Origin of the sequence: Streptosporangium sandarakinum, from assembly GCF_013409935.1 — a bacterium.
GTDB classification, from domain to species: domain Bacteria; phylum Actinomycetota; class Actinomycetes; order Streptosporangiales; family Streptosporangiaceae; genus Streptosporangium; species Streptosporangium nondiastaticum.
Map to the genome: position 1 here is coordinate 1,204,010 of NZ_JACCCO010000002.1, position 26,450 is coordinate 1,230,459.

Sequence of the window (26,450 nt, forward strand, 5' to 3'; positions counted from 1 at the left end):
CGGCGAGAGGGGTGCGACCCGACGGGTCGCACCCCTTTTTCCGCATCTCAGACGCACAAAGGCACTCCGCGGGGAGAGGTATCGTGGGGCCACGTGAGTACGCCACGATTTCTGACCCTGCCTCCTGGCGTCCGTTCCCGCCGGATCGAGACGACCGTGGGGACCTTCGCCGCGTTGGAGGCCATGCCGGTCAGTGGCATAGCCGAGCGCTGGCCCGCGCTGCTGGTCCCCGGCCTCACCGGCAGCAAGGAAGACTTCATCGCGGTCCTGCAGACCCTCGCCCAGGCCGGCCGCCAGGTCGTCGCGATCGACATGCGGGGCCAGTACGAGACGGAGGGTCCCGACGACCCCGCCGCCTACACCTGCCCGGCGCTCGGCAACGACATCGACGTCCTGGCCCAGCACGTCGGCGGGGGCGGCCCCGTCCACCTGGTCGGCCACTCCTTCGGCGGCCTGGTCACCCGTGAGGCGGTCATCGACGGCCGCACCAAGTTCGCGTCCTACACGCTGATGAGCTCGGGCCCCTCCGCCATCCCCGGGGTGCGCGCCCAGGTGAGCCGCGCCATGCTCGCCGAACTGCCCGAGGTGGGCATCGAGCAGCTGTGGCAGACCCGGATGGAGCCGGAGGCGCTGGCGGCCGGCGTGCCCGACGAGATCGTCGAGTTCCTGCGCGGGCGACTGCTCGCCAACTCCGTGACCGGGATGGTCGCGATGACCCACGCGGTTCTGTCGGCGCCGGACCGCTGCGACGACCTCGCCCAGGTCGGGGTGCCCACGTTCGTGCTGTGCGGCGAGCACGACGACGGCTGGCCACCGGAGACGCAGGCGGAGATGGCCCACCGGCTGGGCACCGAGTGCATGGTCGTGCCCGGCGCGGCCCACTCCCCCGCGGTCGAGGCCCCGGAGACGACGGCCGCCGCGCTCACCCGGTTCTGGAACGACTCCGAGGCCCGCCTGCTGAACTGACCGGACCCGCCGGCCCGGCGGGTCCGAGAGTTCAGTCGTCGGCCAGGCCGTCCCAGGGGTCGCGGTCGCCGGCGGCGGCGCGGCCCTCGGGGCAGTGCTTCCGGAAGTCGCACCAGGAGCACAGGGGTCCCGTGCGGGGCGGGAAGACCGCGTCGATCTCCGCCGGGACCTCCGGCGGCGTACGGCCGGCCTCCGGCGACGCGCGGCCGGTCCGCCCGGCGGGACGCGCCGGGCCCGCCCAGGCGCGGTAGCGGTCGTCGGCCTCCGACGCCTCCGCCGCGATCTCCTCGGCCCGCCTCAGGTGCCCGGCCAGCGACTCCTCGGTGTGCTCCCACTCCACGATCGAGCCGGTCGGCAGGTGGTGCAGTTCCACCCGGTGGCAGGGGGTGCGCAGCATCCGCTCCGAGGCCACGGCGTAGACGGCCAGGGCGAGGGAGAACCGGGCGTCGTCGGCGGTGGGAGGCCGGCGGCCGGTCTTGTAGTCGACCACGACCAGCTCCGCGCCGCGCCGGTCGAGCCGGTCGACGCGGCCGGAGAGGGCGATGACCGGGGTCCGCGCGGCGACCGTCCGCTCGACGCCGACGGGCTCGTCGGCGGGGTCGAGGGTCGCGGCGTAGGCGCCGGTCATCTCCGCGGCCCGCTTCCGCCAGGCCGCCGACTGCTCGGCGTCGCGGAAACCCTCGCCGATCCACCCCCTGCCGACCAGGGCCGCCGCCGTCTCCGGCGTCCGCCGCTCGTACGGCTCGCGCCACCACCCCGCGAGGGCGTTGTGCACGCTGATCCCCACACTGTTGTGCGCCCAGGGCGGCCCCTTGGACGGCGCGGGCCGGTCCATGTAGGTGAACCGGTAGCGCCGGGGGCAGTCGAGCCAGTTGTTCAGCCGCGACGGAGTACAGGAGTAGAGCCGCCGCGGCATGCCCTCCAGGGGAAGCTGGTCCATGGGTTCACTGGTCGCGGAGGTCGAGGCGGATACCGGCCGCCTTCGTGCCGTCGGTCAGCGGCCCCTCGGCCCCGTTCTCGCCGCTCTCCTGGCGGCGGATCAGCGAACCCGACAGCCAGTCGTCGAACTGCGGCTCCAGGGCGCCGACCGTGGTCTCCTCGCCGTGCGCGGGCATCACGCGCGTGGCGTGGGGCAGGGTGAACAGCCGGCCGCCGATCGCGGTGAGCTGGTCGGCCAGCGCGGGGTACTCGTCGCCGATCCTCCCCGGTCCGTCGGCCTGCAGGGTCTTTCCGGTGAACACCGCGGACAGGGCCTCGCAGTAGAGCGAGACGCCGCCCTGCGAGACGCCCGGGGTGGACATCACCTCCAGCTCGACGTCGGCGACGCCGAACACGCCCTCGTCCTCCATGTCGATGTCCGGCCAGGTCTCCGGCCAGGTCCGCCGCCACAGCGGCCGGTCCTTGGGATGCAGGGCGACCACCGCCTCGTCCCGGGCCGCGACCTCGATGGCCGCGCCCACGTGGTCGGGCAGGCCGTGGGTGCAGACGACGGCCAGCACCTCCCGCTCGCCGACCTTCGCCAGGATCGCCTCCGCGTCACGCGCGGGGTCGATGACGATGACCTCCTCGTCGTCGCCAACGATCCAGGTGTTGTTCTCGACCTCGTGCTCGACGCCGTCGACGTCGACGGTCCCCTCGGTCACCACTCGTTCGATACGCGCTGTCACGCTTCCGAACTTTACCCGTAAGCCGCCGGGGGCCCTGTCTCCTCAGCCCTCTTCGTTCCTCAGCCTTCTTCGCCGCTCTCCGCCGGCCCCTCGTCGCCCAGGCGCGGGGAGAACGCGCCGAACGGCAGATCCAGTGCCTGGTCGTGGTCGCGCAGGTCGCGCAGGGACAGCTCGTACAGGGTGACGAGGTAGCCCGCATCGGGCGGCCAGACGACCAGCCACAGCCAGTTGCCCAGCGCCTCCCCGACGTACACCGCGCGGTCGGGCGCGCCCGCCACGCACCACAGCGGGGTCGGCCGTCCGTTGATGTCGATCTTGGCGTGCGCCGGGCCCTCGTCGAGCCCCGTGCCGGGGTCGGGTCCGTCCAGCCCGGCGAGCCCCGCGCCCAGCCCGACGCCGGGCTCCTCGGCGATCACCAGCATGTCGGCCGGGCCCTGGGTCAGGGACGGTCCGGACAGCGCGACCACGGTGGCCCTGGCCCCGGTGCGGTCGTCTCCGGCCTCGGCCAGCCCGGTGACCAGGAACCCCTGCGGCAGCGGCCAGGGCAGCCAGACGGGCACCTGGGCGTCACGGATGACGGCCTCGACGGCGGCGGCGGAGGGGCGCATCGGCGCCTGCATCGGCAGGACGTCGCCGTGCAGGACGCATCTCCAGGCGCTCGACCAGACGCTGGGCGCGCGGAGCGGGCCGAAACACCGTGGGCAGGTAGGCGCGGCTCTCACGATTACCCACGGTGCGTCCTCGACGCCCCCTCCGTCAAGGGCACGGCTCGTTATCCGGCCGTAATCTTGTCAACGTGCGGGTAAATTGTGTCGGCGCGATCATCCTTGACGCTTCGGGGCGGCTGCTCCTCGTGCGCCGGGGGCGTCCGCCCGGCGAGGGCCTGTGGTCGGTGCCCGGCGGCCGGGTCGAGCCCGGTGAGTCCGACGCCGAGGCGGTGGCGCGCGAGGTGCTGGAGGAGACCGGCCTGACGGTCGCCGTGGGCCGCCTGGCCGGCTCGGTGGACCGTCCGGGGCCCGGCGGCGTCGTCTACGAGATCCGCGACTACCTCGCGGAGGTGCGCGGCGGCACCCTCGCGGCCGGCGACGACGCCGCCGGCGCGGGCTGGTTCTCCCCCGGCGAGCTGGCCCGGCTCCCGCTGGCCACCGGTCTGCTCGCGGCCCTCACCGAGTGGTCGGTCATCGCTCCGCGATGAGCGCCGGAACCGAGTGACCGGACACCGTACGGCGAGGCGACCGGTCATCGCCCCGCGGTGGGCATTCGGACACCGTACGGCGGGGCGACCGGTCATCGCTCCGCGGTGAGCGTCGAGCGCCACACGGTGAGGTGGTCGGCGTCGTAGGTGGTGGAGCGGCCCAGTGCCACCACCCGGTCCCCGGCGACCGCGACCGCGCCGAGCCACTGGGCCCCCTCGCCGCTCTGGTTTCCCTGGTCGGGGTCGTGCCGCCGCCAGGTCGTCCCGTCCTCGGAGGTCCAGACCGCGCTGTCGCCCTCGCCGGGGACACCGTCCCAGCCGACCGCCACCACGCCGTCGTCCGTGGCCGCCAGGTCCTGTACGGCGGCGGCCCGGCCGGTCGGGAGCCAGGAGACGCGCCAGGTCGTCCCGTTGTCGGCCGACACCGCGCCGAAGGGCCGGTCGCCCTGGTCGGTCCGGGCGATGCCGGTCGCGACGACGCTCCCGCCGTGCAGGACGACGTGGCGCAGCCCGGCCGACGTCGCCCCCGGCGGCAGGAGCGGCTTGCGCGCGGTCCAGTCGGTGCCGTCGGCGGACACCCAGACCACGCCGGTCTCGTGCCCGGCGGTGCCGGCGCCGCCGACGGCCACGTAGCCGGTGGAGGTCGCCGAGACGTCGTGCAGCCGCACCCCGCTGCCGCCCGCGGGCAGCTTCTCCGCCCTGGTGTAGCGCTTGAGGTCGGGGGTGAACCACAGGACGGGGACGCTCCCGGCCGGGCCGCGGTCCTCCCCGGCCAGGACGTAGCCGGAGGGCCCGGCGGCCACCGCGTGCGGAGCGAGGAAGTCGTGGTCGGCCGCGGGGGCGAGGGGGCCCGCGATCGGGACCCGCCGCCAGTCGGCGCCGCCCGCCGAGGTGAGGAGCAGCGGCTCGGTGGAGGAGGCGTCGGTCATGGTGCCGCCCACGGCCAGCCAGCCGTGCCTGCCCTGCGCGACGTCGGCGAGCGACTGGCGCCGCGGGCCGCCGAGGGCCTGTGCCGGGCCGGCTGCCGTCCAGCCCTGGCCGTCGGCGCTGGTCCAGACGCCCGCGTCGCCGGAGGCGGTGCCGACGGCGACGAACCCGCCCGCGCCGGCGGCCACCCGGGCGGTCTCCCGTTCGGCCCTGGCCAGTCCATCGATCCCGCCCAGCGGGACCGGCGCGGCCCGGCCTCCCCTGGGAGCGGTGATGAGGATCAGCCGGTTGTCCACGTCGGCGGCGCGCTCGTCGCCGCCGACGACGAGCGTTCCGGTGCCGGATACGGCGACCGCCCGCAGCGAGCCGGGGACCTCGCCGAGGTCGGTGGACCTGGCCCAGTCGTGGCCGTCCTTGCTGGTGTAGACGGCGTAGCGCTCGAAGCCCGTCTCGGCGATCGCCGCGACCCCCTGCGGTGAGGAGGTCAGCCGCCGGACGCCGGCGCCGTCGGAGTCCATTCCGGTGATCTTGCCGCACCGGTTCCAGTCGTCGCCCTGCGAGGAGCAGTAGACCTGGACGTCGCCCTTCTCGCCGTGCTGCTGGGCCGGGACGAGCACGAACCCGCCGCCGGAGGCGGCGAGCGTGCCGGGTTCGGGGATGACGCCGTCCAGTTCCGTCCCCGTCCGCAGCCAGGTCCGCCCGCCGTCGGCCGAGCGCAGTATCACCGAGGACGACCGCCCCTGCCCCGGGTCGCCGAGCGCGACCACGGCGTCGCCCCTGGCCACGACCGCCTTGAGGCCCCGCACCTTGTCCGGGGCACCGATCTTCGAGGTGTCCACCCTGCTCCAGCCGCGCCCGTCGGGTGAGACCCAGGCGACGGCCCCGGAGGTGCCGTCCGGCAGCACGGTCGTGCCGACCGCGACGAAGCCGGAGGACGTCCTGGCCAGTTCCATGACCTTGTCGCCGGCGGTGAACGCGCCCGTGCCCGCGGGGTCCACCGCGGTCCATTCGTAGCCGTCGGCGCTGGTCCACAGGCCCTGGCCGGTGCCGAGGAGGTCGTTGCCCGCGGCCAGCCAGCGGCCGTCGCCGCCCGCCACCGCGCCGACGGCGGTCGGCCCGCCCTGGAAGCCCGCGGGCCCGTTCACCCTGCCGAGCCGCCAGGTCGAGCCGCCGTCGGTGGAGACGAGGAAGAGCGGCCTGGGCACCGGGCTGGTGGTGTCGCTGCCGACGGCCACCACGGTCGAGCCGTCGGCCACCACGGCGTTGAGCACCTGGCTGGAGCCGGTGCCCCCGGCCTCGGGCCGCGCGACGAAGGCGGAGTCACCGGAGCCGCTCTCGTCGCCGACCAGCCGCAGCCCGGCGCCGAAGGGGTCGCCCACCCATCCCCACAGCGCCAGGCCGCCGGCGACCGCGACGGCGAGGACCATGACGACCGCGACCGGGACGACCAGGCCGCGCACGCTCCTGCGCCGCGTCGGGCCGGAGCGGCGTACGGCCGAGGGCGGCGGGGAGGAGCGGTGGTGCCTGCCGCCGCCCGGCCCGCGCCTGCCGGGCGGGCCCTGCGCGACCAGCAGGTCGGGCCGGGCCGGGCGGCCGCCCGGGGGGCGTCCCACCCGGCGCACCGGCTCGAAGTCGTCGTCGGACACGGCGTGCGCTCCGCCCTCCCCGGCCGCCTCGGCCACGGGTTCCACGGGTTCCACGACCACGAGGGCCTCGGCCACGGGTTCCGCGGGGCGCACCCGCTCCACGGAACGCGACGCCCGCGACGGGCCGGATGCCACGAGCACGTCGGGCCGTACGGCGCGGCGGGAGGCGGACCGTGGCGCGGCGTCCCCGTCCCCGTCCCCGTCCCGGTCCCGGCCCTCGGAGACGGCGCCGGGATCGGGGGCTCCGTGGGCGCCGTCGCGGGAAGCGGAGTAGGGGCGCGTGTGCGGACGGCGGCGCTCGCCGCCCAGCCCTTCGGGGCGCGCCCGCAGGGGCTCCTCCTCCGGGACGGGAGCGGCGAACGGCGGGAGCATCCAGGGGGAGGCCAGCGGCATTCCCCTGGGGCCGTCGTCGGAGGGGCCGGGTGGGAAGTGCTGGAGTGTGGGCGGAAAGTTCTCGGGGACCGCCTCGTCACCGGAGCCGTCGTCCGGCGGCCGTTCCGGTGAGCGCGGGTCGTGGGGGCCCGGGACCACGCTCAGCACCTCCTCGCAGGAAGCCCGTCTCGGCCCGGGATCGCCCTCCCGGACCGTTCCAGCCGTCCCCGTGACATCCCGCCGCGATTGCCAGCCGGGCGGCGAAACCCACGGGACCCTACTCCTACCCCGTTCCGCCGAAACGATCACCTCCGCCGGGCGGGCGGCCGGGGCCGGAACCGTACACAGTCCAGAGCAGCACGCCGGAGGCGCGCTGGCGAGACCTCTCTAGTCAGATTTACGCGCGACCCGCCTGAAACATCATCTTTTAGGGCCATATTTCCGGATTCTCGGCGGGCCGGAACTCCGTCCGCCCACCCGCCACGACCCTCCGGTCCGGCCGGCCGACCGCCTGGCGGTCCGGCCGGCCCGCCCGGATCAGGCGGACGGCGGACCCGGGCGGGTCAGGCGGACGGCGGGGTGAAGGACTCGGTGCGGGCCAGCCCGGCGGCCCGCCCCTTGGCCACGACCACCAGCGCCATCTTCCGGGACGCCTCGTCGATCATCTCGTCTCCGAGCATGACCGCGCCGCGCCGCTCGACCGTCGTGTAGTACTCGTAGGCGTCGAGGATCAGCTCGGCCCGGTCGTAGTCCTCCTGGGACGGCGAGAACACCTCGTTGGCCGCCTCGACCTGCGTCGGGTGCAGCACCCACTTGCCGTCGAAGCCGAGCGCCGCCGACCGGGCCGCCACCCGGCGGTAGCCGTCCAGGTCCCTGATCGCGAGATACGGGCCGTCGATGGCCTGCAGGCCGTGCGTGCGGGCCGCCATGAGGATGCGCATCAGGATGTAGTGGTACGCGTCGCCCTCGGTGTAGCCGGCGGGCTGCTCCCCGACGACCATGGTCCGCATGTTGATCGAGGCCATGAAGTCGGCCGGGCCGAAGACCAGCGTCTCCAGGCGCGGGGAGGCGCCGCCGATGGCGTCCACGTTGACCAGGCCCCGGGCGCTCTCGATCTGCGCCTCGATGCCGATCCGGCCGACCGGCAGGCCGTTCGCCTTCTCGATCTGGGTGAGCAGGACGTCCAGCCAGGCCACCTGGGAGGCGTCCTCCACCTTCGGCAGCATCAGGCAGTCGAGGAACTCGCCCGCCCCCTCCACGACCTCGATGACGTCCCGGTAGGTCCACCGGGTGCCCAGGTCGTTGACCCGCACGACCCGCGTCCTGCCCGACCAGTCGCCCTCGCGCAGGGCGGCCACGACGTTCCGGCGCGCCTCCTCCTTGGCCAGCGGCGCGACGGAGTCCTCCAGGTCGAGGAAGACCTCGTCGGCGGGGAGGCCCTGTGCCTTCTCCAGGAAGCGCGGGTTGCTGCCGGGGACCGCGAGACACGAACGTCGGGAGCGCATGGCGACACCGTAACGGGCCGCCGCCGCCCCGGAGCGCCGGACCCCGGGCTATGGCGGTCATACAAAGTCTCACCCTCGTTCTTGGTGGTGCCCCTGTACACCCCGCGCCGGTGATGTCCGAATAATGAGGAACCAAGCTTCAGCAAAGGGAGACGAGAACGATGGCAAACGCTTCTCCGGCGGTCCGGCCCGCCGTACTGTCCGACCTCATCCCCGGGTCCCGGGTGCGGGACGTCGCGCTCGTCGCCGGCGGAGCGGTCCTGACCGGGCTCGCCGCGCAGCTCACCGTCCCCATGTGGCCTGTCCCGGTCACCGGCCAGACCTTCGCGGTCATGCTCGTCGGCGCGGCGCTCGGCATGAACCGCGCGGCGCTCAGCATGATCCTCTACACCGTGGTCGGCGTCGCGGGCGTGCCGTGGTTCCAGGGCGGCACCTCGGGCTTCGGCGGGGCCACGTTCGGCTACGTCGTCGGCTTCATCGCCGCCGCCGCCCTCGTCGGCAAGCTCGCCGAGCGCGGCGGTGACCGCACCGCCGCCCGCACGGTCGGCACGATGGTCCTCGGCAACCTGGTGGTCTACGCCTTCGGCCTTCCGGTCCTGATGGCCGTCACCGGGCTGGGCCTGAGCGCCGCGCTCGCCGCCGGCGTGATCCCCTTCCTGGTCGGCGACGCCGCCAAGATCGCGATCGCGGCCGGCCTGCTCCCGGCCGCCTGGCGGCTCTCCCGCCGCTGATCCGGCCACGGAACGCGCGGGGCCGTACATTCGCCGCATGGGTGTTATCGAAGAGGGCGCCAAGAAGTCGGGGATCCTGTGGCTCTCGCTGGACCGGCCCCGGCTCGCCTGGCACGTCTGGCACGACGGCGCGATCTACGTGGTGACCGGCGGCGGTGAGCAGGACCTGCCCGGCCTGGCCGAGGCCGGGCAGGTCCTGGTGACCCTGCGCAGCAAGGACAACGGCGCCAGGCTGGTCTCCTTCGACGCGGACGTCGAGGTGGTGGACCAGGAGCGGTCCCCGGAGGCGGTGGCCGCGCTGGCGAAGGAGCGGCTCAACGCCGCCGACGGCGCGGGGCTGACGGCCCGCTGGGCCGCGGGTTCCCGGGTGGTACGGCTGACGCCCCGCGAACCCGCCCCCTGAGCGGAGACCGGCGCCGGCTCGACGGTGCGGCCGGCGCCCCGTGAGGCGGCCTCTCGGCCCTCCGCCGGTCCCGCCGGGCCGGTCCGCCCGGTCACCCCGCGCGGGCCGGCTCCGGGGTCTCCACCGCCGCCTGGGGCAGGTCCCCGGTGGCCCGCTGGGCCAGGTAGGCGCCGGCCAGGACGACGAGGCCGCCGGCGATCTGGAAGATCCCGAGTGCCTCGCCCGCCAGCACCCAGGCGACCACCGCGCCGATGATGACCTCCAGCGTGGCGACCGTGGAGCCGACCGCGGCCGACAGCCGCCGGATCGCGATGACGCCCAGGACGTAGGCGGCGACCGTGGCGATCACGATCAGCCAGAGCGTCGCGGCCCACACCGGCAGCGCGAGGCCGCCGCCGGCGTCGGCGGTCCGGGTGAACGCCCGCCACGGGATGTCCCACGGCCGGGAGAGCGGGACGAGCGCCACGGCCGCGCCGAACAGCCCCCAGCCGATCAGTCCGAGGGGGTCGATGTCGTCGCCGAAACCGTCGCTGAGCAGGAAGTACCCGGCGCAGCAGGCCGCCGCCGCGAAGGCGAGCAGCAGGCCCAGCGGGTCGAGGGCCAGACCCGCCCACACCTCGACCACGACGGCGAGCCCGACGGCCGCGACCACGGCGCCCAGGTAGGCGGCGCGCGGCAGCCGTACCCGCCGGACGAACCGCACCCAGAGCACCACCAGCACCGGCGAGGTGTACTCGATCAGCAGGGTGACGCCCACCGGCAGGCGGGTGATCGCCGCGAAGTACAGCGCCTGCACCCCCGCCACCGCGACCACCGCGTACACCACGAAGAACGGCAGCCGCGAGCGCGGGATGCGCAGCGCCCCCGGCCGGACCAGGGCGAGGACGCCGAGGAGCAGCAGGGCGGACCCCGCCATCCGCACCCAGACCGACTCCATCGGGGACAGGCCGCCGTCCGCGAGGTACTTGGCCATGGTGCCGGAGAAGGCGAAGGAGCAGGACGACGCGACCGCGATCGACAGGGCGGCACGTCTCATAGTCAGCCTCCGTGTAACTACCGTTTAAAGGTTTTGATGCTGTCACGGCGTTCCGGGCCACGGCAAGGGGCCGTCCGAAATGTGAGCGTCGTTTGAACCGGCCCATCCGAAGCGCGACCTACGCTTCAAATGTGAAGATCTTCATCGCGCACCTGGCCGGGGTCGCGGTCTTCGACCCGGCCGGGGACCGCGTCGGGCGGATGCGGGACGTGGTCGTGTCCATCTCCGGCACGGCCCCGCCGCGCGTGCACGGACTGGTCGTCGAGGTCCAGGCGCACAGGAGGATCTTCCTGCCCATCACCAGGGTGCGGGGGTTCCAGGCCGGCGCGGTCGTCTTCAGCGGCCAGATCAACGTGCGGCGGTTCGAGCAGCGGGCCTCGGAGTCCCTGGCCATCGGCGAGATGCTCGACCTTGAGGTGGAGGTCGGCGGGGAGCGCATGACGGTCCTGGACCTCGCCATGGAGGAGACCGGCCGCGCCGAGTGGTCGATCACGAAGGTAGCGGTGGTCCGCGGCGGCCCGTCCCGGGGGCTGCGGCGGCGGCGCGGCCCGACCAGGATCGTGGACTGGTCCGAGGTCAAGGGGCTCGGCGCGGTGCAGCGCGACCAGGGCGCGGCCAACCTGCTGGTCGCCTTCGAGACGATGCGCGCCGCGGACCTGGCCGGCGCCCTGCACGACCTCCCCGACAAGCGCCGGATCGAGGTGGCCTCGGCCCTCGACGACGTACGGCTCGCCGACGTCCTGGAGGAGCTGCCGGAGCGCGACCGGATCGGCATCATGAGCCGCCTCAAGCCCACCCGGGCCGCCGACGTGCTGGAGGAGATGGACCCCGACGACGCCGCCGACCTGCTGCAGGAGCTGCCGCCCGAGGACGCCGACGCGCTCATGGCGTTGATGGAGCCGGACGAGGCGGCCTCCGTACGGCGGCTGCTGGTCTATCCCGAGGACACCGCGGGCGGCATGATGACGAGCGAGCCGGTGGTGCTCCCGCCGACCGCGACGGTCGCCGAGGCCCTCGCACACATCCGGCAGCGGGAGATCACCCCGACCGTGGCCGCGCAGGTGTACGTCGCCCGGCCGCCCATCGAGACGCCCACCGGGCGCTACCTCGGCCTGGCCCACTTCCAGCGGCTGCTGCGCGAGCCCCCGTCTGCCCTGCTCGGCGCGGTCATGGACACCTCCATCGACCCGATCAAGCCCGGCTACACGCTGCGCCAGGTGACCTTCTACCTCGCCACCTACAACCTGATGGCGGTGCCGGTGGTGGACGAGGCGGGCCGCCTCGTCGGCGCCGTCACCGTGGACGACGTCCTGGACCACATGCTCCCCGACGACTGGCGCGAACAGTACCGCGAGCCCGGCGGCGAGCATGACTGACCGGCTCGACCTGCCCCGGGAGACGGGGCCGCGGCTGCGCCCGCAGTACGATCCCGAGACGTTCGGACGGATGGCCGAACGGTTCGCCCGGTTCCTCGGCACCGCCCGGTTCCTCGTGTACATGACCGTCTTCGTGACGTTGTGGCTCGGATGGAACGTCCTGGGGCCGCGCGGCTGGCGCTTCGACCCCTACCCGTTCATCTTCCTGACCCTGATGCTGTCGCTCCAGGCCTCCTACGCCGCGCCGCTGATCCTGCTCGCGCAGAACAGGCAGGACGACCGGGACCGCATCCAGAACGAGCTCGACCGCGCCGCCGCCGAGCGCAACCAGGCGGAGGTGGAGTATCTCACCCGGGAGATCGCGGGCCTGCGCCTGGCGCTGGGCGAGGTGGCCACCCGCGACTACATCCGCTCGGAGTTCCAGCGGCTGCAGGACGAGCTGCAGGAGTCCTGACGCGGGACGCCCGGCGCGGGCCGGTCCGGCGCGGCCGTGTCACCCGCCCGGCCGTGTCACCCCTCGCCGGGCGGCGGTCCGGCGAGTCCGGCGAGCACGGCCGCGCACCGGCGCAGCTCGTCGGCGCCGAGCGCGCCCAGCAGGTGGGCGCGGATCCCGCGCAGGTAGGTGGGGGTGGCCTCGGCCAGCCGTACGGCGCCGTCGTCGGTGAGGACCGCGAACAGGCCCCGGGCGTCGTCGGGGCACGCCTCCCGCTCGACCAGGCCGTCCCGCTGGAGGCGGTCGACGAGCCGGGTCAGGCCGCTGCGCGACAGCAGCACCCGGTCGGCCAGGTCGTTCATCCGCAGCCGCCGGTCCGGCGACTCCGCCAGCCGGGTCAGCACGTCGTAGGAGGCCAGGGCCAGGTCGTGCCCGAGCAGCAGCTCGGCCTCCAGTGCCCGGGTGATGCGCGCCTGCGCCCTCTGGAGCATGCGCCAGAGCTCCGGTCCCCCGGGGTCCCCGGAATCCCCGGGACCATCGGTTCCCTCGGGACCGGTGGCCTCTCTTGGCTCGCCCGCCGTCACGGTCACGGGGTAACCTTAGAACGTTGCACATGCATCTACATAGGGGATCTCCCGAATTCGGCGCTCACCGCCGGATCCCGGAATTCCCCGTGACGACCCCGGGTTCATACCATGGGCCGTGACCTCTTCTCCGCTCCCTCCGGGGAGCGGCTCCTCGCCCAGCCGCTGGGCGTCGCGACGCACGGGCACCCGCCCGCACGACCCGCCCGGACGATCATAGACAAGGAGGGACGGCACCCCGTCGCCCCAGGGTGACGGTCGTTGCCGACACTTCGATGGCACCTACCCCGGAACTGGTGACGGCCGCCCTCGCGACCGTCAACGATCCTGAGATCCGTCGGCCGATCACCGAACTCGACATGGTCAAAAGCGTCGACATCTCCCCCGCCGGGGTGGTGCGTGTCGGGATCTTCCTCACGGTGTCGGGCTGTCCCCTGAAGGACACCATCACCCGCGACATCACCACCGCGGTCTCCCGGATCGACGGCGTGACCGGCGTCCAGGTGGAGATGGACGTCATGAGCCCCGAGCAGCGAAAGGCCCTGCAGACCAAGCTGCGCGGCGCCCGGGGCCCGGAGAAGGAGATCCCCTTCGCCAAGCCCGGCTCGCTGACCCGCGTGTTCGCGGTCGCCTCGGGCAAGGGCGGCGTCGGCAAGTCCTCCGTCACCGTCAACCTCGCCGCCGCCATGGCCGCGAGCGGTCTCAAGGTGGGCGTCGTGGACGCCGACATCTACGGCCACAGCGTGCCGCGCATGCTCGGCGTCTCCGAGCGGCCCACCAAGGTCGAAGACATGATCATGCCGCCGGTGGCGCACGACATGAAGGTCATCTCGGTCGGCATGTTCAAGCCCGAGGGCAACACCCCGGTCGTGTGGCGCGGCCCGATGCTCGACCGGGCGCTGCACCAGTTCCTGGCCGACGTCTACTGGGGCGACCTCGACGTGCTGCTGATGGACCTGCCCCCGGGCACCGGTGACATCGCCATCTCGGTGGCGCAGCGGATGCCGTCGGCGGAGATCCTCGTGGTCACCACCCCGCAGCAGGCCGCCGCCGAGGTGGCCGAGCGCGCCGGGTCCATCGCCGTGCAGACGCACCAGCAGATCGCCGGCGTCATCGAGAACATGTCGTGGCTGCCCTGCCCGCACTGCGACGAGCGGATCTCGGTGTTCGGCGAGGGCGGCGGCCAGACCGTCGCCGACGCGCTCACCCGCACCCTCGGCGCGCGCGTGCCGCTGCTCGGCCAGGTGCCGATCGACATGCGGCTGCGCGAGGGCGGCGACGCGGGCAAGCCGCTGGTGCTCAGCGACCCCGACGCCCCGGCCGCGGCCGAGCTGATCCGCATCGCGAACGGCCTGGGCAAGCGGGCCGGCAGCCTCAGGGGCATGCAGCTCGGCATCTCCCCGACCCGGGGCCGCTGACGCGGCAGCCGGACCCCGGGACGGCGGAGGACCGGAACGGCGAAAAGGCCCGGGAAGACGAGAAAGAGGAGGCGGCCCCCTTCGGCGGGGGCGCCTCCTCTTTCTCGTCTTCCCTTGCCCGTCCTCCCGGGGGCCGGACGGCCCCTCCCGGGTCAGGTCGCCTCGGAGTCGTACGGCGGGATCTCGCCGTAGCCCAGCTCGCCGCCCGCCTGGGCGGCGTAGGAGCCGGCGGGGGCCGGCGTGGCCGTGGCGGTGGCCGCCGCGGAGGCGCCGTTCCAGTCGTCCTCCAGCTCGCCGGTGAGGTGCTTGCGGACGAAGTTCTTCGGGTTCAGGTCGGCCGGGTCGAAGTCGGCGAACTCCGGCCCCAGCCCGGTCCGGAGGTCCTGCTTGGCGGTGTTGGCCATCTGCCGCAGGTTGCGCAGCGTACGGCCCGCCTGGGCGGCCGCCTGCGGCAGCTTCTCCGGGCCGAAGACGAGCAGGCCGATGACCACGAGCGCCACGATCTCAGGCCAGCCGAGTCCGAACACTGTGATCTCCTAACGGGGCAACGCCGGGCGGCTCCCGGGGCACACACCCCGGGAGCTTCCAGACTAATGTCCCCGCACCTGAGCCTGCACCCGTCCGTCGCCTCCTCAGGAGGGGGTGGGCGAGGGCTGGGCGGTCGCGGTGCCGATGGTCACGACGGCCGTCTTCTCCCGGCCACCGCGCTGATACTTGACCGTCACCTTCTCGCCGGGCGCCTTGTTGCGGATCACCGCGATCAGCTCGCTGCCGTCCTGGAGCACCGTGCCGTCGACCTCCATGATGATGTCGCCGGGCTTGAGGCCCGCCTTGTCGGCGGGGCCGTTCGGCTCGACCGGCTGGGCGCCGCGCTCGGCCTCGCTCGCGATCCGGACCCCCGCGCCCTGGTAGGTCTGGTCGATGGTGACGCCGATCCGCGACTTCTTGGCGACGCCGGTGCTGATCAGCTCCTCGGCGACCCGGCGCGCGTGGTTCACCGGGATGGCGAAGCCGAGGCCGATGCTGCCGCTCTGGCCGCCGAGCGACCTGCCGAGCGTGGCGATCGCCGAGTTGACCCCGATGACCTCGCCGTTGGCGTTGACCAGCGGGCCGCCGGAGTTGCCGGGGTTGATGGCGGCGTCGGTCTGGATCGCGCTGAACCAGGTGGTGTCGGAGCTGTTCTCCTCGCCCGCCTGCACCGTGCGGTTGAGCGAGCTGATGATGCCGGAGGTGACGGTGCCGGTCAGGCCGAGCGGGGAGCCGATGGCCACGACCGGGTCTCCGACGACCACGTTCTCGGAGTTGCCGAGCGTGGCCTGGGGGGCGCCGAAGGTGTCGTCGGGCTTGACCACGGCGAGGTCGGACTCAGGGTCACGGCCGACGATCCGGGCCGGGCTGGACTTGCGGTTGCTGAACTGGATCTGGATCTCACCGCCGTTCGCGGCCCCGGCGACCACGTGGTTGTTGGTCACCACGTAGCCCCCCTTGATCAGGAAGCCCGAGCCGGTGTTCGCGCCGGAGCCGCCGCTGACCGCCAGCGAGACCACGCTGGGCAGGACCCGGGCGGCCACGCCCGCGATCGAGTCCGGCGGCCGGGCCGAGGAGCCGTTCGGCGGCTTGCCCAGGCTGAAGGACGGGTCGGTGCCGGAGGCCGAGGACCGGGTGAGGAGGTAGGTGCCGAGGCTGCCCAGCGTCGAGGCGAGCAGCGCGATCACCACGGCCAGGATGACGAGGGTGCCGGTGCGCGGTCCGCGCCTGCCGCCGGGGACCGCGCCGCCCATCGGGGGGCCGGGGGGCGGGGCCCAGCCGGGGCCCATGCCGAACGCGTGCTCCGGCGGGGGAGGCGGGCCGGCCGGGGTGGTGAAGATCGCCGTGTCGTGGTGGGCCCTGCCCGACGGGTCACCCCAGCCGCCGGCGGGGCCGGGCCCCTGGCCGGGGTTCCGGTTCGGGTCATGGCCGGGGTTGTGAGCCGGGTCATGGCCGGGGTTATGAGCCGGGTCATGGCCGCTTTCCCCGGACCGGGCGGCCCATTCGCCGGTCTCCGGCCACCCGGGCCGCTCGGCGGGGCCGGGGTGGTCGGCGGGCCCGGGGTGCTCGCCGGGGTTCCGCTGCCCGTGCGGGTCCGGCCGACCGTACTGACCTGGCTGCCCGTACTGACCCGGCTGTCCGGGCTGATCCGGCTGTCCGGGGTCTCCCAGCCGGTTCCAGCCGTCGCCGCGCGGCGGCTGGCCGCCGGACGGCGGCGCCTCTCCGGCGGGCAGGAAGTCCGGACGAGAGGGTTCGGGGGCGGCCCCCCTGTCGTCGGCGAAGCCCGACGGCGTGCGCCCCTCGGCGTCGTTCGCCTCGTGGGGGCGGGTCTCGTCGGTCATCGAATATTCACCACTCCTTGCCTCGCACGAGGCCGCTCACCGGAACGATCCGGCAATCCTCCCCTGAGCGGCATACGAGAGATGTAAAGCGTGCCTTCCCGAAGGGATCGGAACAGAAGGGTGAACGGCTCGCGCCTTCCCCCGAGTGGTGCGGCGGCCCGCTCCGGGCCAGTGCGGCGGCGCCACCGCTGCGGTGTCGGCCATGCCGGCCGGAACGCCCGCGCAGACGGTGTAGACATGACCTCCACTCGCCCAGATCGTCTCCTGCTCGGCTGAGTCCCGGATCCAGATCGTATGCCCGTTGCGTCGCCCGGCATGCCAGCCATGGAACTTTTCCCATCAAATCCGGCAAAGGGGATTGAGTTCGGCGCGGCCCCGGAACACGACGACGCGCCGCCGGGTGGACCGGGCGGCGCGTCGTCACGGGCGCGGACCGGAGCCGGTCCGCGCGGAGGTCAGGGAACGGTGGGCGACGGGGTCGGCGTCGCCGTACCCGAGGGCGTGACCTGCCGGTGGTGGTTGGCGAACATGTCGGCCGGCGGCACGTGCGTGGCCGGGGTGGAGCCGTTCACGGCGAACATCGTGCCGATCGCCACCGCGGCGGAGGCTACGCCCACCGCGACGTAGCCGAACCTCCTCGACCGGCGGGCGCCCGGGGCCCGGCCTCGCGGCCGGTTGTCCGGCGGAGCCACGCTGTGCATGCTCGGGATCGGCGCGCCGCCGAAGGTCCGTCCGGACGGAAAGGGCCGCTCGCGCGGCGGCAGCGGGCCGCCGGGCTCGGCCATCCTCAGCAGCGACATCGACAGGTCGGCGGGCACGGCCGGACCGTCCAGGGACCGCAGCCGGGTCTTGAGCGCCCGCACGGCGTCGACCTCGGCCCGGCAGGCGGCGCAGAAGGCGAGGTGCGACAGGGCGCGGTCGCGCTCGTGGTGATTCAGCTCACCGTCGACCAGCGCCGAAACGCGTTCTCCAAGATGACTCATGCGCACTCCTTGCCAAGCGGCCCGCGGTGGTGTCCGTCACGACTGAGACCGGTCATGCGAACTCCTCCCCACGGGTGATGGTCGGGGGGAGCTGGTCGCCCCTGGGCGCGCGGTGTTCCAGCGCGTCACGCAGTTGCGCCCGCCCGCGATGGATGCGGCTGCGGACGGTGCCGAGCTTCACCCCCAGCGTCGCGGCGATCTCCTCGTAGGACAGCCCCTCGATGTCACAGAGGACGACGGCCGCGCGGAACTCCGGCGCGAGCGCGTCGAGTGCCGCCTGGATGTCGGGCTCCAGGTGGGTGTCGTCGTACGCCTGCGCCGGCGACGGCTCACGCCCGCGCAGCCGCTCGGCGGCGTCGTCGGCGAGACCCTCGAACCTGATGCGCTGCCTGCGGCGCGCCATGTCGAGGAACAGGTTGGTGGTGATGCGGTGCAGCCAGCCCTCGAAGGTGCCGGGCGTGTAGTTCGACAGGGACCGGAAGACCCGGACGAAGACCTCCTGGGTGAGGTCCTCCGCGTCGTGGACGTTGCCGGTCAGCCGGTACGCCAGCCGGTAGACGCGGGCGGAATGAGTGCGGACCACCTCCTCCCAGGTGGGAGGTGTCCATTCGGACACGGGAGCGTCTGCCTGGTGGTTGGGATCCTCCACCGGCACTCCTCTCTCCGGGACCACCGCTATCGCCATAGTGCCTGGTTTCGCCCCCTCATGTGCACTGCCAGTCCTGAGGACCGGCAAAGGCCGCTTAAACCGTGCAACGCACCGCGGGCGACATGAGTTCCCGATCCGGCCCGGCTCCCTTAGGCTGCGACCCAGTGCCTATATGGACTATGGGCCCCACTGCCTGACTGTGTACGGAGAAAGCGGGAGGAGAGGCCGATGGCAGAGTCGCCGACAAGTCCGTTGGAGGCCACTCTGGCCTATGCCGACGGGTTCCACACGGAGGACGAGATTCTGCGCACCGCGCGGCAGCGCGGCGCGGAGGTGGGAGCACCTCCGATCCCGCCCGGAGGCGGCGCGGCCCTCTGCTTCCTGGCCACGGCCATCAACGCCCGAGCCGTCGTGGAGATCGGCACCGGCTGCGGGGTGTCCGGCCTGTGGCTGCTGCGCGGCATGCGCCAGGACGGCACGCTGACCAGCGTGGACGTGGAGCCGGAGCACCAGCGGCTGGCGCGGGAGGTCTTCGCCCAGGCGGGCTTCTCCGGCGGCCGGGTCCGGCTGATCACCGGCCGGGCGCTGGACGTGCTGCCCCGCCTGTCGGACGGCGGCTACGACCTGGTCTTCTGCGACGGTTCCCGGCAGGAGTGCGCCGACTACCTGGACGAGGCGGTGCGCCTGTTGCGCCGCGGGGGCATCGTGGTGTTCGGCGACGCCCTTCTGCGCCACCGGATCGCCGACCCGGCGCACCGCGACCCGGACGCCGTCGCCATGCGGGAGCTGGGCAAGCTCGTGCAGTCCGACGAACGGCTGCGCCCGCTGATGATCCCCCTCGGCGAGGGCGTCCTGGCCGCCGTCAAGCTCGACGACTAGGTCCTGTTCCCACGGGTCACCGCCACGGCGGGGACCCGCAGGACGGGTCCCGGATCCCGCGGGTCACCGCCACGGCGGGGACCCGCGGAACCCGGCCCGGCTCACCGGCCGGTCAGCCACGCGAGGAGCAGGCGCACGCCGTACCCGGTGGCGCCCTTGGCGAAGACGCCCTCGTCGGCCGTGCTGCGCCCGACGCCGGCGATGTCCAGGTGCGCCCAGGGGCGCTTGCCGGTGAACTCGCGCAGGAACAGCGCCGCGGTGATGGAGCCCGCGCCGTAGGTGGACCCGGCCTCGATGTTGGCCAGGTCGGCCACGGACGACTTCAGGGCCGGCGCGTAGTCGTCGATCAGCGGCATCCGCCACAGCCGCTCGCCGGAGGTCTCGCCCGCCGCGGACAGGCCGGCGGCCAGAGTGTCGTCGGAGGCGAAGAGCGCCCCCAGCCCCTTGCCGAGGGCGATGCCGATGGCTCCGGTCAGCGTGGCGATGTCCACCATGACGTCGGGGTCGAGCTCGGCGTCGGCGTAGGCCAGCGCGTCGGCCATCACCAGGCGCCCCTCGGCGTCGGTGTTGAGGACCTCGACGGTCCGCCCGCCGTACTGGGTGATCACGTCGGAGGGGCGCTGGGCCGAGCCGGAGAAGGAGTTCTCGGCCGCGGCGATCAGCCCGGTGACGCGGACCCGCGCGCCGAGGGCGGCCAGCGCGCCCAGCACCGCGATGACGACGGCGCCGCCGGCCATGTCGGTCTTCATGAACTTCATGCCCTCGGTGGGCTTGAGCGACAGGCCGCCGCTGTCGTAGGTGATGCCCTTGCCGACCAGCACCACGTGCTCGGTGGCACCCTCCGGCTCGTACGACAGCTGGATCAGGCGCGGCGGGTTGGGCGAGCCCTGGCCGACCGCGAGGATGCCGCCGAACCCCTCGGCGCGCAGTGCCTCGGCGTCCCACACCTTCGCGGCGACCCCCTGCTCCAGGGCGCGCTCGGCGAGCCAGGCGGGGGACTTCACCGACGCCGGGGTGTTGGCGAGGTCCCTGGCGAGCGCCACCGCCCGGGCGACCGTCTCGCCCCGCTCCACGGCGGCCTCGGCCCCCTCGCCGACGAACTCGATCCGCTCCACCGGAGCGGGCTTCTGCGGCTCGCCCATGCGGAAGGTGTAGGTCGCCAGCAGCGCGCCCTCCACGAACGCCTCGACCGGGCCCTCGGGCAGCGCGGCCCGCAGCCCGTCGCGGCCCCTGCCGCGCCGGGCCACGGCCGCGCCCGCCTTGCGCAGCGCGTCGGCCGAGCCGTCGCCGACGCCGTACAGCAGCACCCGGCCGACGGAGTCGCCGTCGGCGACGGGCACCTCGATGATCTCCCCGGCCTCGCCCTTGGCCCGGTGGTGGGCCAGCAGCGCGGCCACCGGCACCGGCAGCGCGACCCCGGCCGCGGCCTCCTGGAGGACGAGGTCCGGGCCGAACGGCACGGCCAGCAGCCCGGCGTCCCCGGCGACCCGCTCACCCCCCTCGGCGGACGCGCCGGCCGGTCCGGCGGCGGGCAGGCCGAGGCCCGCCGGCGGCCGGGAGACGAGTGAACACGGGGAGATGGGCATGGAAAGCACTCCAGTCAGTCAGCCGGGGACAACACCACGGCCCCGGCGCGAGCCGCCTCTTCGGGCGGTCCGGCGGCCAGGGCCGTGGTCATGCGTTCATCGGTCGCGGTCGCGCGGGTCGTGGCGGGTGTCATGCTCCCCTGGGGAGCGCTCAGGAGGACCCGTTGGCACCGCCGTCTCGGATCGGGATCAGCCGACGACCTTCTTCAGTTCCTCACCGAGGGAAACAGCCTCGTCCGCCGAGAGTTCGACGACGAGCCGGCCGCCGCCTTCGAGGGGAACACGCATGACGATCCCCCTGCCTTCCTTGACGACCTCCAGCGGACCATCGCCGGTCCTCGGCTTCATAGCCGCCATGCGTGTATCCCTTCCTGCTTCGGGCTCCGGATCTCCGTCAGACCCGAGGGTGGCCGACGCATTCACGTCTTCTGTGATGTCCTATTATCCCGTCTCCGCGCTCGGAATGGTAACGATCAGCCTCCCCTTCGACTCATCCGGCAATCGGCACCGTTGTCCGTGACCCCGTCCGGCTACCAGACTTGTCCCCGTGAACGCCCGCGCCGCACTGTTCGATCTGTACGGGGACCACCTGCGCTCCCGGGGCGGCCGCGCGTCCGTGGCGGCCCTCGTCCGGCTGCTCGCACCCTTGGACATCGCCGGTCCCGCCGTCCGCACCGCCGTCTCCCGGATGGTCCGGCAGGGCTGGCTCGCCCCCGCCAGGCTGCCCCAGGGGCCCGGCTACGAGGCCACCGCCAAGTGCGTGCGCCGCCTCGACGAGACGGCCATGAGAATTTACCGAGTTGAGACGATCACGTGGAACGGCCGGTGGCACATCCTCGTGGTGGAACCGGTGCGCGAGCGGCCCCGGCGGGAGCGGCTCCGGGCCGACCTCGCCTTCATCGGGTACGCCCCCCTGACGGAGAGCACCTGGATCGGGCCCCGCCCCTCCCCCGAGCTGGACGGGGTCCTCGCCGCCGAGGGCGCGCGGGCCGACCGGTTCGAGGCCGCGCTGGACGGCGACCCCGCGGCGCTGGCCGCCCGCGCCTGGGACCTGGACGGCGTCGGAGCGGCCTACGAGGAGTGGCTGTCCCGGGCCGTCGACCTCGTCGGCGGGCTGCCCGCGAACGCCTCCGACGACCGGGCGTTCGCCACCCGCAGCAGGCTCGTGCACGGCTGGCGCAACTTCCTGTTCCGCGACCCCGGACTGCCCGCCGACCTGCTGCCGCCCGGCTGGCCCGGGGAGAAGGCGCGGGCCTACTTCGAGCGGGAGGCCGCCCGGCTCCTGCCGGCCGCCGCCGCGTTCGTCGACCGCCATCTCACTCTCACCGAACCGCAGGAAGCCAAGGAGCCAGCTTCGTGAACGACGTGAACGACGTCCTCTACTCCGTCGGCGACGGCGTCGCCACCATCACCTTCAACCGGCCGGAGGCGATGAACTCGCTGACCCTGCGGGCCAAGGCCGCCCTGCTGGACGCGCTGACCCGGGCCGCGCAGGACCCCGCCGTGCGGGCGGTGCTGCTGACGGGCTCGGGCCGGGCGTTCTGCGCGGGCCAGGACCTGGCCGAGCACGCGGCCTCCCTGGACGCGGGCCAGGGGCTGAACGACACCGTGCGGGCTCACTACAACCCGATCGTCCGGACGCTCACCGAGATGAACAAGCCGGTCGTCGCCGCGGTGAACGGTGTCGCCGCCGGAGCGGGCGCCTCCCTGGCCTTCGCCTGCGACCTGCGGATCGCCTCCGAGAAGGCGAGGTTCGCCATGGCCTTCACCGGCATCGGCCTGGCCCCCGACTCCGGCGCCTCGTGGACCCTGCAGCGCCTGGTCGGCCCGGCCCGCGCGGCCGAGCTCCTGCTGCTCGGCGAGCCGCTCGACGCGGCCCGCGCGCTGGAGCTGGGGGTCGTCTCCAGGGTCGTCCCGGCCGCCGAGCTGGACGCCGCCGCCCGGGAGCTGGCCGTACGGCTGGCACAGGGCCCCACGAGCGCCTACGGGGCCACGAAGCGGGCCCTGGCGTTCGCCGCGGGCGCCTCCCTGCCGGACGCCCTGGACCAGGAGGCCGCCCTCCAGGACGAGTGCGCGAGGACCGACGACCACGTCAACGCCACCCGCGCCTTCCTCAGGAAGGAGCGGCCCGTGTTCGAGGGCCACTAGGCGACAACAAAACAAGTTCGATAGGGATGGTCCACAACAAAACAATCTGTTAGCGTCTCTCCTGTTGCCTTACGGAACAGGAGACGACCCGTGTCGTTCGCATCCCCTCGCAGACCCCTGGCCCTCGGCGTGCTGTCCGCCGCGGGACTGATGACGATCCTGGACGGCAGCATCGTGACGGTCGCGATGCCCGCCATCCAGCGGGACCTGGGCTTCTCGCCCGCCGGCCTCAGCTGGATCGTCAACGCCTACCTTGTCGCGTTCGGCGGGCTGCTCCTGCTGGCGGGGCGACTGGGCGACCTGATCGGCCGCAAGAAGATGTTCCTGGCCGGAAACGCGGTGTTCACCGCGGCCTCCGTGCTGGCGGGGGTCGCGGACGGCCAGGGCCTGCTCATCGCGGCGCGGTTCGGCCAGGGCGTCGGCAGCGCGATGGCCTCGTCCGTCGTGCTCGGCATCCTGGTGACGCTGTTCACCGAGGAGCGGGAACGCGGGAAGGCGATCGCGGTCTTCGCGTTCACCGGCGCGGCGGGCGCCTCGCTCGGGCAGGTGCTGGGCGGAGTGCTCACCGACCTGCTCGACTGGCACTGGATCTTCCTGATCAACCTGCCGATCGGGCTGCTCACCATCGCCCTGGCGATCCCGGCGCTGCCGCGTGACCGCGGGCTCGGCCTCGCCGCCGGGGCGGACGTCGCGGGCGCCGCGCTGGTCACCTCGGGACTGATGCTCGGGATCTACACGGTGGTCAAGGTCGAGGAGCACGGCTGGCTCTCGGCCCACACGCTCGGCCTCGGCGCCGTCTCGCTCGCCCTGCTCGCCGGGTTCGTCGTCCGCCAGGCCACCGCGGGAACCCCGCTCATGCCGCTGCGCGTCCTGCGCTCACGCAACGTCGCGGGGGGCAACCTCGTCCAGATGCTCGCGCTGTCGGCGATGTTCGCCTTCCAGATCCTCGTCGCGCTCTACATGCAGCGGGTCCTCGGGTACGGCGCCCTCGAAACCGGCCTGGCGATGCTCCCCGCCGCGGTGGCCATCGGCGCCATCTCCCTCTTCGTCTCCGCGCGGCTCAGCGCCCGGTACGGCGCGCGCGCCGTCCTGCTGGGCGGCCTGCTCATGCTGCTGGCCGCCATGCTGTGGCTGGCCCGCGTCCCGGTGAACGCGGGCTACGTGATCGACCTGCTGCCGGTGATGGTGCTGGTCGCGGGCGGCGGGCTGGTCCTCCCGGCGTTGACCACGCTCGGCATGTCCGGTGCGCGCGAGGACGACGCGGGCCTGGCCTCCGGCCTCTTCAACACCACCCAGCAGATCGGCATGGCCCTCGGCGTCGCGGTCCTGTCCACGCTGGCGGCGTCCCGCACGGAACAGCTGCTCGGAGAGGGCGAGAGCCGGGCCGCCGCGCTCACCGGCGGCTACCACCTGGCCTTCGCCACCTCCGCCGGCCTGCTCGCGGCGGCCGTCCTGGTGGCGCTCACCGTACTGCGCCGGCCCGGGGACGCCCGGGCCGTGACGGCGGAGCACGACGGCGAGGTCTCCCTCGCCTCCTGACCGCCACGCCCGGCCACCGGAACCACCCGACCACCGACAAGGAAGAACCCAGATGAGCGAGAACGACTACGGCCCCGGCCAGGGCCCCGGCGCCCGGCCCCTCACCGAGGACGAAGTGGCCCGCATCCTCGGCGAGCAGCGGTTCGGCGTGCTGGCGACCGTCAAACGCGACGGCCGCCCGCACCTGGCCTCGATGGTCTTCGGCTGGGACCCCGAGGAGCGGGTCATCCGGATCTCGTCGGCCGAGGGACGCATCAAGGTGACGCACCTGCGGCGTGATCCGCGCGCGACCCTGCACGCCCAGGGTGAGAACGTCTTCTCCTACGCCGTCGCGGAGGGCGAGGCGGAGGTGTCGGAGGCGAGCGCGGAGCCCGGTGACGCGACCGGGCGGGAACTGCTGGCGATGGCCGGCGGCTTCGACGACCCGGCGGACGAGACCGCGTTCCTCGAACAGATGGTGAAGGACCGGCGCGTGGTGATCAGGCTCCGGGTGTCACGCCTGTACGGAACGGCCCTGGACGCGCGGAACTGATCCGTGCCGAACCGGGCCCGGGAAGGCCCACCGGGGCGGCACGGCCCGCCGCGCCGGCCGGGACCGGAGGTCAGCGGCAGGCGTCGCGGACCCAGCAGTCGGCCAGGTGGTCGTTGACCAGGCCGATGGCCTGCATGAGCGCGTAGGCGGTGGTGGGGCCGACGAAGCGGAACCCGCGCGCCCTGAGCTCCTTGGCGAGCGCCTTGGAACCGGGCGTCTGGGCGGGCACGTCGGCCAGGATCTTCGGGACCGGGGATCCGGGGTCGGCGTACCGCCAGACCAGCTCGGACAGGCCCCCGTCGAGCGCGACCCGGGCGTTGGCGACGGCGGCCTCGATCTTGGCGCGGTTGCGGACGATGCCGGCGTCGCCCATCAGACGCTCGACGTCGGCCGGGCCGAACGCCGCCACGGCGGGGATGGAGAACCCGGCGAAGGCGGCCCGGAAGTTCTCCCGCTTGCGCAGGATCGTGATCCACGACAGCCCGGACTGGAACGCCTCCAGGGTCAGCCGCTCGAACACCAGATCGTCGCCCTCGACCCTGCGGCCCCACTCGTCGTCGTGGTAGGCGATGTACTCGGGGGCCGAACCGGCCCAGCCGCAGCGCACCGGCTCGGTCATCGCGCCTCCCTCACTTCCCGGTCGCCGCGGTCGCTCCGGTCACCTTGGCCGTCCCGATCGCCGCGGTCGTTCCGGCCATCCTGGCCGGGCCGGTCGTCCTCGCCCGCCCCGTCGGCCCCGCCGGTCCGGCCGTGCTCGCCGGTCCGGCCGTCCCGATCGTCGCCACCCGCCTGATCGTCCCGGTCGTCCCGGTCGCTCCGGTCACCGTGGGCGGGGCGGCCGCCGGGCTCCGGGGCCGCGCCGGTCTCACCGGTCTCGCCGCCCTCGCCGTCCCTGCCGTCCGCGGAGGTCTCCTCCGGGCCGTCCTCCGCCTTCGAGCCGCCCTCGGCCTCCGGGTCGTCCTCGGCCGGTAGGGCGGGCCGGGCGTCGCTCCCGGTCGCCCGGTCGCCGTACGGCACGGCGGGGGCGCCCGGAGAACCGCCGGGGGCCGCCGGCTCCCCCGGATGGGTCTCCAGCAGCTCCGTGGGGCCCCACGGCGCCTCGGGCTCGTGCTCGGTGCGCGGACCGCTCAGCGGCGCGGCGTAGGCCTCCTGGCGGGCTTTGAGGCGGCCGGCCAGCAGCTCCGACACCCGCTGCTCCAGCACCGCGATCCGGGTGTCGCGCTCGCTCAGCGCGGCGGCGACCCGGTTCAGCGCCTCGTCCACGCTCTCGGTGTGATAGCCGACGAGGCTCACCGGCAGGTGCAGCGCCATGAGATCGACCGCGCCGAGCTGCCCTGCCTCGGGCAGGCCGAGCGGCGGGACGTCCGGGGTGAACTCCCCCAGTTCGTCACCCCGTCCCGTGGCGACCGCCCAGACACCGGCGAGTATGGCGATGGCGGCGAGCGCGAGCGCGAGTACGACCAGCACATACGAATCGTGCCACAACTCCCCTGATCTAAGGTTGGG

Annotated in this window: 27 protein-coding genes; 12 read left to right on the top strand and 15 right to left on the bottom strand. The window is 73.8% G+C overall.

Annotated elements, in window-relative coordinates; genetic code table 11:
- The first annotated feature begins 93 nt into the window (after positions 1-93).
- Positions 94-966, top strand: coding sequence for an alpha/beta fold hydrolase (locus HDA43_RS23840; RefSeq protein ID WP_179825288.1), 873 nt, complete (start codon positions 94-96; stop codon positions 964-966).
- Between the two features lie 31 nt (positions 967-997).
- Here the strand turns inward: HDA43_RS23840 and HDA43_RS23845 are convergent, their stop codons facing one another.
- Genes HDA43_RS23845 through HDA43_RS23855 form a run of 3 tightly spaced genes read right to left on the bottom strand, consistent with a single transcriptional unit; the run spans position 998 to position 3,355 of the window.
- Positions 998-1,906, bottom strand: coding sequence for a RecB family exonuclease (locus tag HDA43_RS23845; RefSeq protein WP_179825289.1), 909 nt, complete (start codon positions 1,904-1,906; stop codon positions 998-1,000).
- A 4-nt stretch (positions 1,907-1,910) separates the two neighbouring features.
- The gene (locus HDA43_RS23850; RefSeq protein WP_179825290.1) at positions 1,911-2,633 is read right to left on the bottom strand and encodes an MBL fold metallo-hydrolase; all 723 of its coding nucleotides are present in this window, start codon (positions 2,631-2,633) and stop codon (positions 1,911-1,913) included.
- A 59-nt stretch (positions 2,634-2,692) separates the two neighbouring features.
- On the bottom strand, positions 2,693-3,355 hold the full coding sequence (locus HDA43_RS23855; RefSeq protein ID WP_179825291.1) for a DUF6758 family protein: 663 nt from the start codon (positions 3,353-3,355) through the stop codon (positions 2,693-2,695).
- A 74-nt stretch (positions 3,356-3,429) separates the two neighbouring features.
- Here HDA43_RS23855 and HDA43_RS23860 point away from each other — a divergent pair, with 74 nt between their 5' ends.
- Entirely contained in the window at positions 3,430-3,828 is a 399-nt protein-coding gene (locus HDA43_RS23860; RefSeq protein WP_179825292.1) for an NUDIX hydrolase, read from the top strand.
- A 92-nt stretch (positions 3,829-3,920) separates the two neighbouring features.
- Here HDA43_RS23860 and HDA43_RS23865 read toward each other — a convergent pair whose 3' ends face one another.
- Positions 3,921-6,941 (bottom strand): sialidase family protein, encoded by a 3,021-nt coding sequence (locus tag HDA43_RS23865; protein ID WP_179825293.1) that lies wholly within the window; start codon positions 6,939-6,941, stop codon positions 3,921-3,923.
- A 395-nt stretch (positions 6,942-7,336) separates the two neighbouring features.
- Complete coding sequence (locus HDA43_RS23870) at positions 7,337-8,278, bottom strand: HpcH/HpaI aldolase/citrate lyase family protein (RefSeq protein ID WP_179825294.1); 942 nt, start codon at positions 8,276-8,278, stop codon at positions 7,337-7,339.
- Between the two features lie 161 nt (positions 8,279-8,439).
- Between HDA43_RS23870 and HDA43_RS23875 the strand changes: the two genes are divergently transcribed.
- Both HDA43_RS23875 and HDA43_RS23880 read left to right on the top strand, forming a co-directional pair.
- Positions 8,440-9,009 (top strand): biotin transporter BioY, encoded by a 570-nt coding sequence (locus HDA43_RS23875; protein WP_179825296.1) that lies wholly within the window; start codon positions 8,440-8,442, stop codon positions 9,007-9,009.
- A gap of 37 nt (positions 9,010-9,046) precedes the next feature.
- Positions 9,047-9,412 carry a hypothetical protein gene (locus tag HDA43_RS23880; RefSeq protein WP_179825298.1) on the top strand — a complete coding sequence of 122 codons (366 nt, stop codon included), beginning with the start codon at positions 9,047-9,049 and terminating at the stop codon, positions 9,410-9,412.
- A 91-nt stretch (positions 9,413-9,503) separates the two neighbouring features.
- Here HDA43_RS23880 and HDA43_RS23885 read toward each other — a convergent pair whose 3' ends face one another.
- Complete coding sequence (locus HDA43_RS23885) at positions 9,504-10,448, bottom strand: EamA family transporter (RefSeq protein ID WP_179825300.1); 945 nt, start codon at positions 10,446-10,448, stop codon at positions 9,504-9,506.
- A gap of 131 nt (positions 10,449-10,579) precedes the next feature.
- On the opposite strand from HDA43_RS23885, the gene HDA43_RS23890 reads away from it, so the two are divergent.
- Together HDA43_RS23890 and HDA43_RS23895 are read left to right on the top strand one after the other, a co-directional pair.
- Entirely contained in the window at positions 10,580-11,824 is a 1,245-nt protein-coding gene (locus HDA43_RS23890; RefSeq protein WP_312873509.1) for a magnesium transporter MgtE N-terminal domain-containing protein, read from the top strand.
- A complete protein-coding gene (locus HDA43_RS23895) occupies positions 11,817-12,278 on the top strand; it encodes a DUF1003 domain-containing protein (RefSeq protein WP_179825305.1) in 462 nt (153 codons plus the stop codon). The genes HDA43_RS23890 and HDA43_RS23895 overlap by 8 nt, the downstream gene beginning before the upstream one ends.
- Positions 12,279-12,334: 56 nt before the next feature.
- Here HDA43_RS23895 and HDA43_RS23900 read toward each other — a convergent pair whose 3' ends face one another.
- Entirely contained in the window at positions 12,335-12,748 is a 414-nt protein-coding gene (locus HDA43_RS23900) for a MarR family winged helix-turn-helix transcriptional regulator (protein WP_179825306.1), read from the bottom strand.
- A gap of 368 nt (positions 12,749-13,116) precedes the next feature.
- Between HDA43_RS23900 and HDA43_RS23905 the strand changes: the two genes are divergently transcribed.
- On the top strand, positions 13,117-14,259 hold the full coding sequence (locus tag HDA43_RS23905; RefSeq protein WP_179825307.1) for an Mrp/NBP35 family ATP-binding protein: 1,143 nt from the start codon (positions 13,117-13,119) through the stop codon (positions 14,257-14,259).
- Between the two features lie 152 nt (positions 14,260-14,411).
- Here HDA43_RS23905 and HDA43_RS23910 read toward each other — a convergent pair whose 3' ends face one another.
- The 4 genes from HDA43_RS23910 to sigE all read right to left on the bottom strand — a co-directional run bounded on the left by HDA43_RS23910 (position 14,412) and on the right by sigE (position 18,296).
- Entirely contained in the window at positions 14,412-14,786 is a 375-nt protein-coding gene (locus HDA43_RS23910) for a sec-independent translocase (protein WP_179825308.1), read from the bottom strand.
- Between the two features lie 105 nt (positions 14,787-14,891).
- Entirely contained in the window at positions 14,892-16,628 is a 1,737-nt protein-coding gene (locus tag HDA43_RS23915) for a S1C family serine protease (protein WP_179825309.1), read from the bottom strand.
- A gap of 455 nt (positions 16,629-17,083) precedes the next feature.
- Positions 17,084-17,611 carry an anti-sigma factor family protein gene (locus HDA43_RS23920; protein WP_179825310.1) on the bottom strand — a complete coding sequence of 176 codons (528 nt, stop codon included), beginning with the start codon at positions 17,609-17,611 and terminating at the stop codon, positions 17,084-17,086.
- 52 nt (positions 17,612-17,663) lie between these two features.
- On the bottom strand, positions 17,664-18,296 hold the full coding sequence (gene sigE, locus HDA43_RS23925) for an RNA polymerase sigma factor SigE (RefSeq protein ID WP_179825311.1): 633 nt from the start codon (positions 18,294-18,296) through the stop codon (positions 17,664-17,666).
- Positions 18,297-18,488: 192 nt separating this feature from the next.
- Here sigE and HDA43_RS23930 point away from each other — a divergent pair, with 192 nt between their 5' ends.
- On the top strand, positions 18,489-19,139 hold the full coding sequence (locus tag HDA43_RS23930) for an O-methyltransferase (protein WP_179825312.1): 651 nt from the start codon (positions 18,489-18,491) through the stop codon (positions 19,137-19,139).
- Between the two features lie 101 nt (positions 19,140-19,240).
- Here HDA43_RS23930 and HDA43_RS23935 read toward each other — a convergent pair whose 3' ends face one another.
- Both HDA43_RS23935 and HDA43_RS23940 read right to left on the bottom strand, forming a co-directional pair.
- On the bottom strand, positions 19,241-20,725 hold the full coding sequence (locus HDA43_RS23935; RefSeq protein WP_179825314.1) for a leucyl aminopeptidase family protein: 1,485 nt from the start codon (positions 20,723-20,725) through the stop codon (positions 19,241-19,243).
- Positions 20,726-20,914: 189 nt separating this feature from the next.
- Positions 20,915-21,082: a DUF3117 domain-containing protein gene (locus HDA43_RS23940; RefSeq protein ID WP_179825316.1), complete on the bottom strand. Its 168-nt coding sequence runs from the start codon at positions 21,080-21,082 to the stop codon at positions 20,915-20,917.
- A 190-nt stretch (positions 21,083-21,272) separates the two neighbouring features.
- On the opposite strand from HDA43_RS23940, the gene HDA43_RS23945 reads away from it, so the two are divergent.
- From HDA43_RS23945 to HDA43_RS23960, 4 genes are all read left to right on the top strand, one after another.
- Complete coding sequence (locus HDA43_RS23945) at positions 21,273-22,085, top strand: PaaX family transcriptional regulator (RefSeq protein ID WP_179825318.1); 813 nt, start codon at positions 21,273-21,275, stop codon at positions 22,083-22,085.
- 5 nt (positions 22,086-22,090) lie between these two features.
- Positions 22,091-22,873 carry an enoyl-CoA hydratase gene (locus HDA43_RS23950; RefSeq protein ID WP_179826421.1) on the top strand — a complete coding sequence of 261 codons (783 nt, stop codon included), beginning with the start codon at positions 22,091-22,093 and terminating at the stop codon, positions 22,871-22,873.
- 90 nt (positions 22,874-22,963) lie between these two features.
- Positions 22,964-24,412 carry an MFS transporter gene (locus HDA43_RS23955; protein WP_312873510.1) on the top strand — a complete coding sequence of 483 codons (1,449 nt, stop codon included), beginning with the start codon at positions 22,964-22,966 and terminating at the stop codon, positions 24,410-24,412.
- A 52-nt stretch (positions 24,413-24,464) separates the two neighbouring features.
- Positions 24,465-24,944: a PPOX class F420-dependent oxidoreductase gene (locus HDA43_RS23960; protein ID WP_179825320.1), complete on the top strand. Its 480-nt coding sequence runs from the start codon at positions 24,465-24,467 to the stop codon at positions 24,942-24,944.
- A 70-nt stretch (positions 24,945-25,014) separates the two neighbouring features.
- Here the strand turns inward: HDA43_RS23960 and HDA43_RS23965 are convergent, their stop codons facing one another.
- Complete coding sequence (locus HDA43_RS23965) at positions 25,015-25,563, bottom strand: DNA-3-methyladenine glycosylase I (protein ID WP_179825322.1); 549 nt, start codon at positions 25,561-25,563, stop codon at positions 25,015-25,017.
- On the bottom strand, positions 25,560-26,411 hold the full coding sequence (locus tag HDA43_RS23970) for a hypothetical protein (protein ID WP_179825324.1): 852 nt from the start codon (positions 26,409-26,411) through the stop codon (positions 25,560-25,562). The genes HDA43_RS23965 and HDA43_RS23970 overlap by 4 nt, the downstream gene beginning before the upstream one ends.
- Positions 26,412-26,450: the final 39 nt, after the last annotated feature.

Coding starts and splice junctions, on each gene's coding strand:
- HDA43_RS23845 (WP_179825289.1), bottom strand. CDS start 1,906: ATGGACCAGCTTCCCCTGGAGGGCATGCCGCGGCGGCTCTACTCCTGT.
- HDA43_RS23870 (WP_179825294.1), bottom strand. CDS start 8,278: ATGCGCTCCCGACGTTCGTGTCTCGCGGTCCCCGGCAGCAACCCGCGC.
- HDA43_RS23875 (WP_179825296.1), top strand. CDS start 8,440: ATGGCAAACGCTTCTCCGGCGGTCCGGCCCGCCGTACTGTCCGACCTC.
- HDA43_RS23880 (WP_179825298.1), top strand. CDS start 9,047: ATGGGTGTTATCGAAGAGGGCGCCAAGAAGTCGGGGATCCTGTGGCTC.
- HDA43_RS23885 (WP_179825300.1), bottom strand. CDS start 10,448: ATGAGACGTGCCGCCCTGTCGATCGCGGTCGCGTCGTCCTGCTCCTTC.
- HDA43_RS23895 (WP_179825305.1), top strand. CDS start 11,817: ATGACTGACCGGCTCGACCTGCCCCGGGAGACGGGGCCGCGGCTGCGC.
- HDA43_RS23900 (WP_179825306.1), bottom strand. CDS start 12,748: ATGCTCCAGAGGGCGCAGGCGCGCATCACCCGGGCACTGGAGGCCGAG.
- HDA43_RS23905 (WP_179825307.1), top strand. CDS start 13,117: ATGGCACCTACCCCGGAACTGGTGACGGCCGCCCTCGCGACCGTCAAC.
- HDA43_RS23915 (WP_179825309.1), bottom strand. CDS start 16,628: ATGACCGACGAGACCCGCCCCCACGAGGCGAACGACGCCGAGGGGCGC.
- HDA43_RS23920 (WP_179825310.1), bottom strand. CDS start 17,611: ATGAGTCATCTTGGAGAACGCGTTTCGGCGCTGGTCGACGGTGAGCTG.
- sigE (WP_179825311.1), bottom strand. CDS start 18,296: ATGGCGATAGCGGTGGTCCCGGAGAGAGGAGTGCCGGTGGAGGATCCC.
- HDA43_RS23930 (WP_179825312.1), top strand. CDS start 18,489: ATGGCAGAGTCGCCGACAAGTCCGTTGGAGGCCACTCTGGCCTATGCC.
- HDA43_RS23935 (WP_179825314.1), bottom strand. CDS start 20,725: ATGCCCATCTCCCCGTGTTCACTCGTCTCCCGGCCGCCGGCGGGCCTC.
- HDA43_RS23940 (WP_179825316.1), bottom strand. CDS start 21,082: ATGGCGGCTATGAAGCCGAGGACCGGCGATGGTCCGCTGGAGGTCGTC.
- HDA43_RS23960 (WP_179825320.1), top strand. CDS start 24,465: ATGAGCGAGAACGACTACGGCCCCGGCCAGGGCCCCGGCGCCCGGCCC.
- HDA43_RS23965 (WP_179825322.1), bottom strand. CDS start 25,563: ATGACCGAGCCGGTGCGCTGCGGCTGGGCCGGTTCGGCCCCCGAGTAC.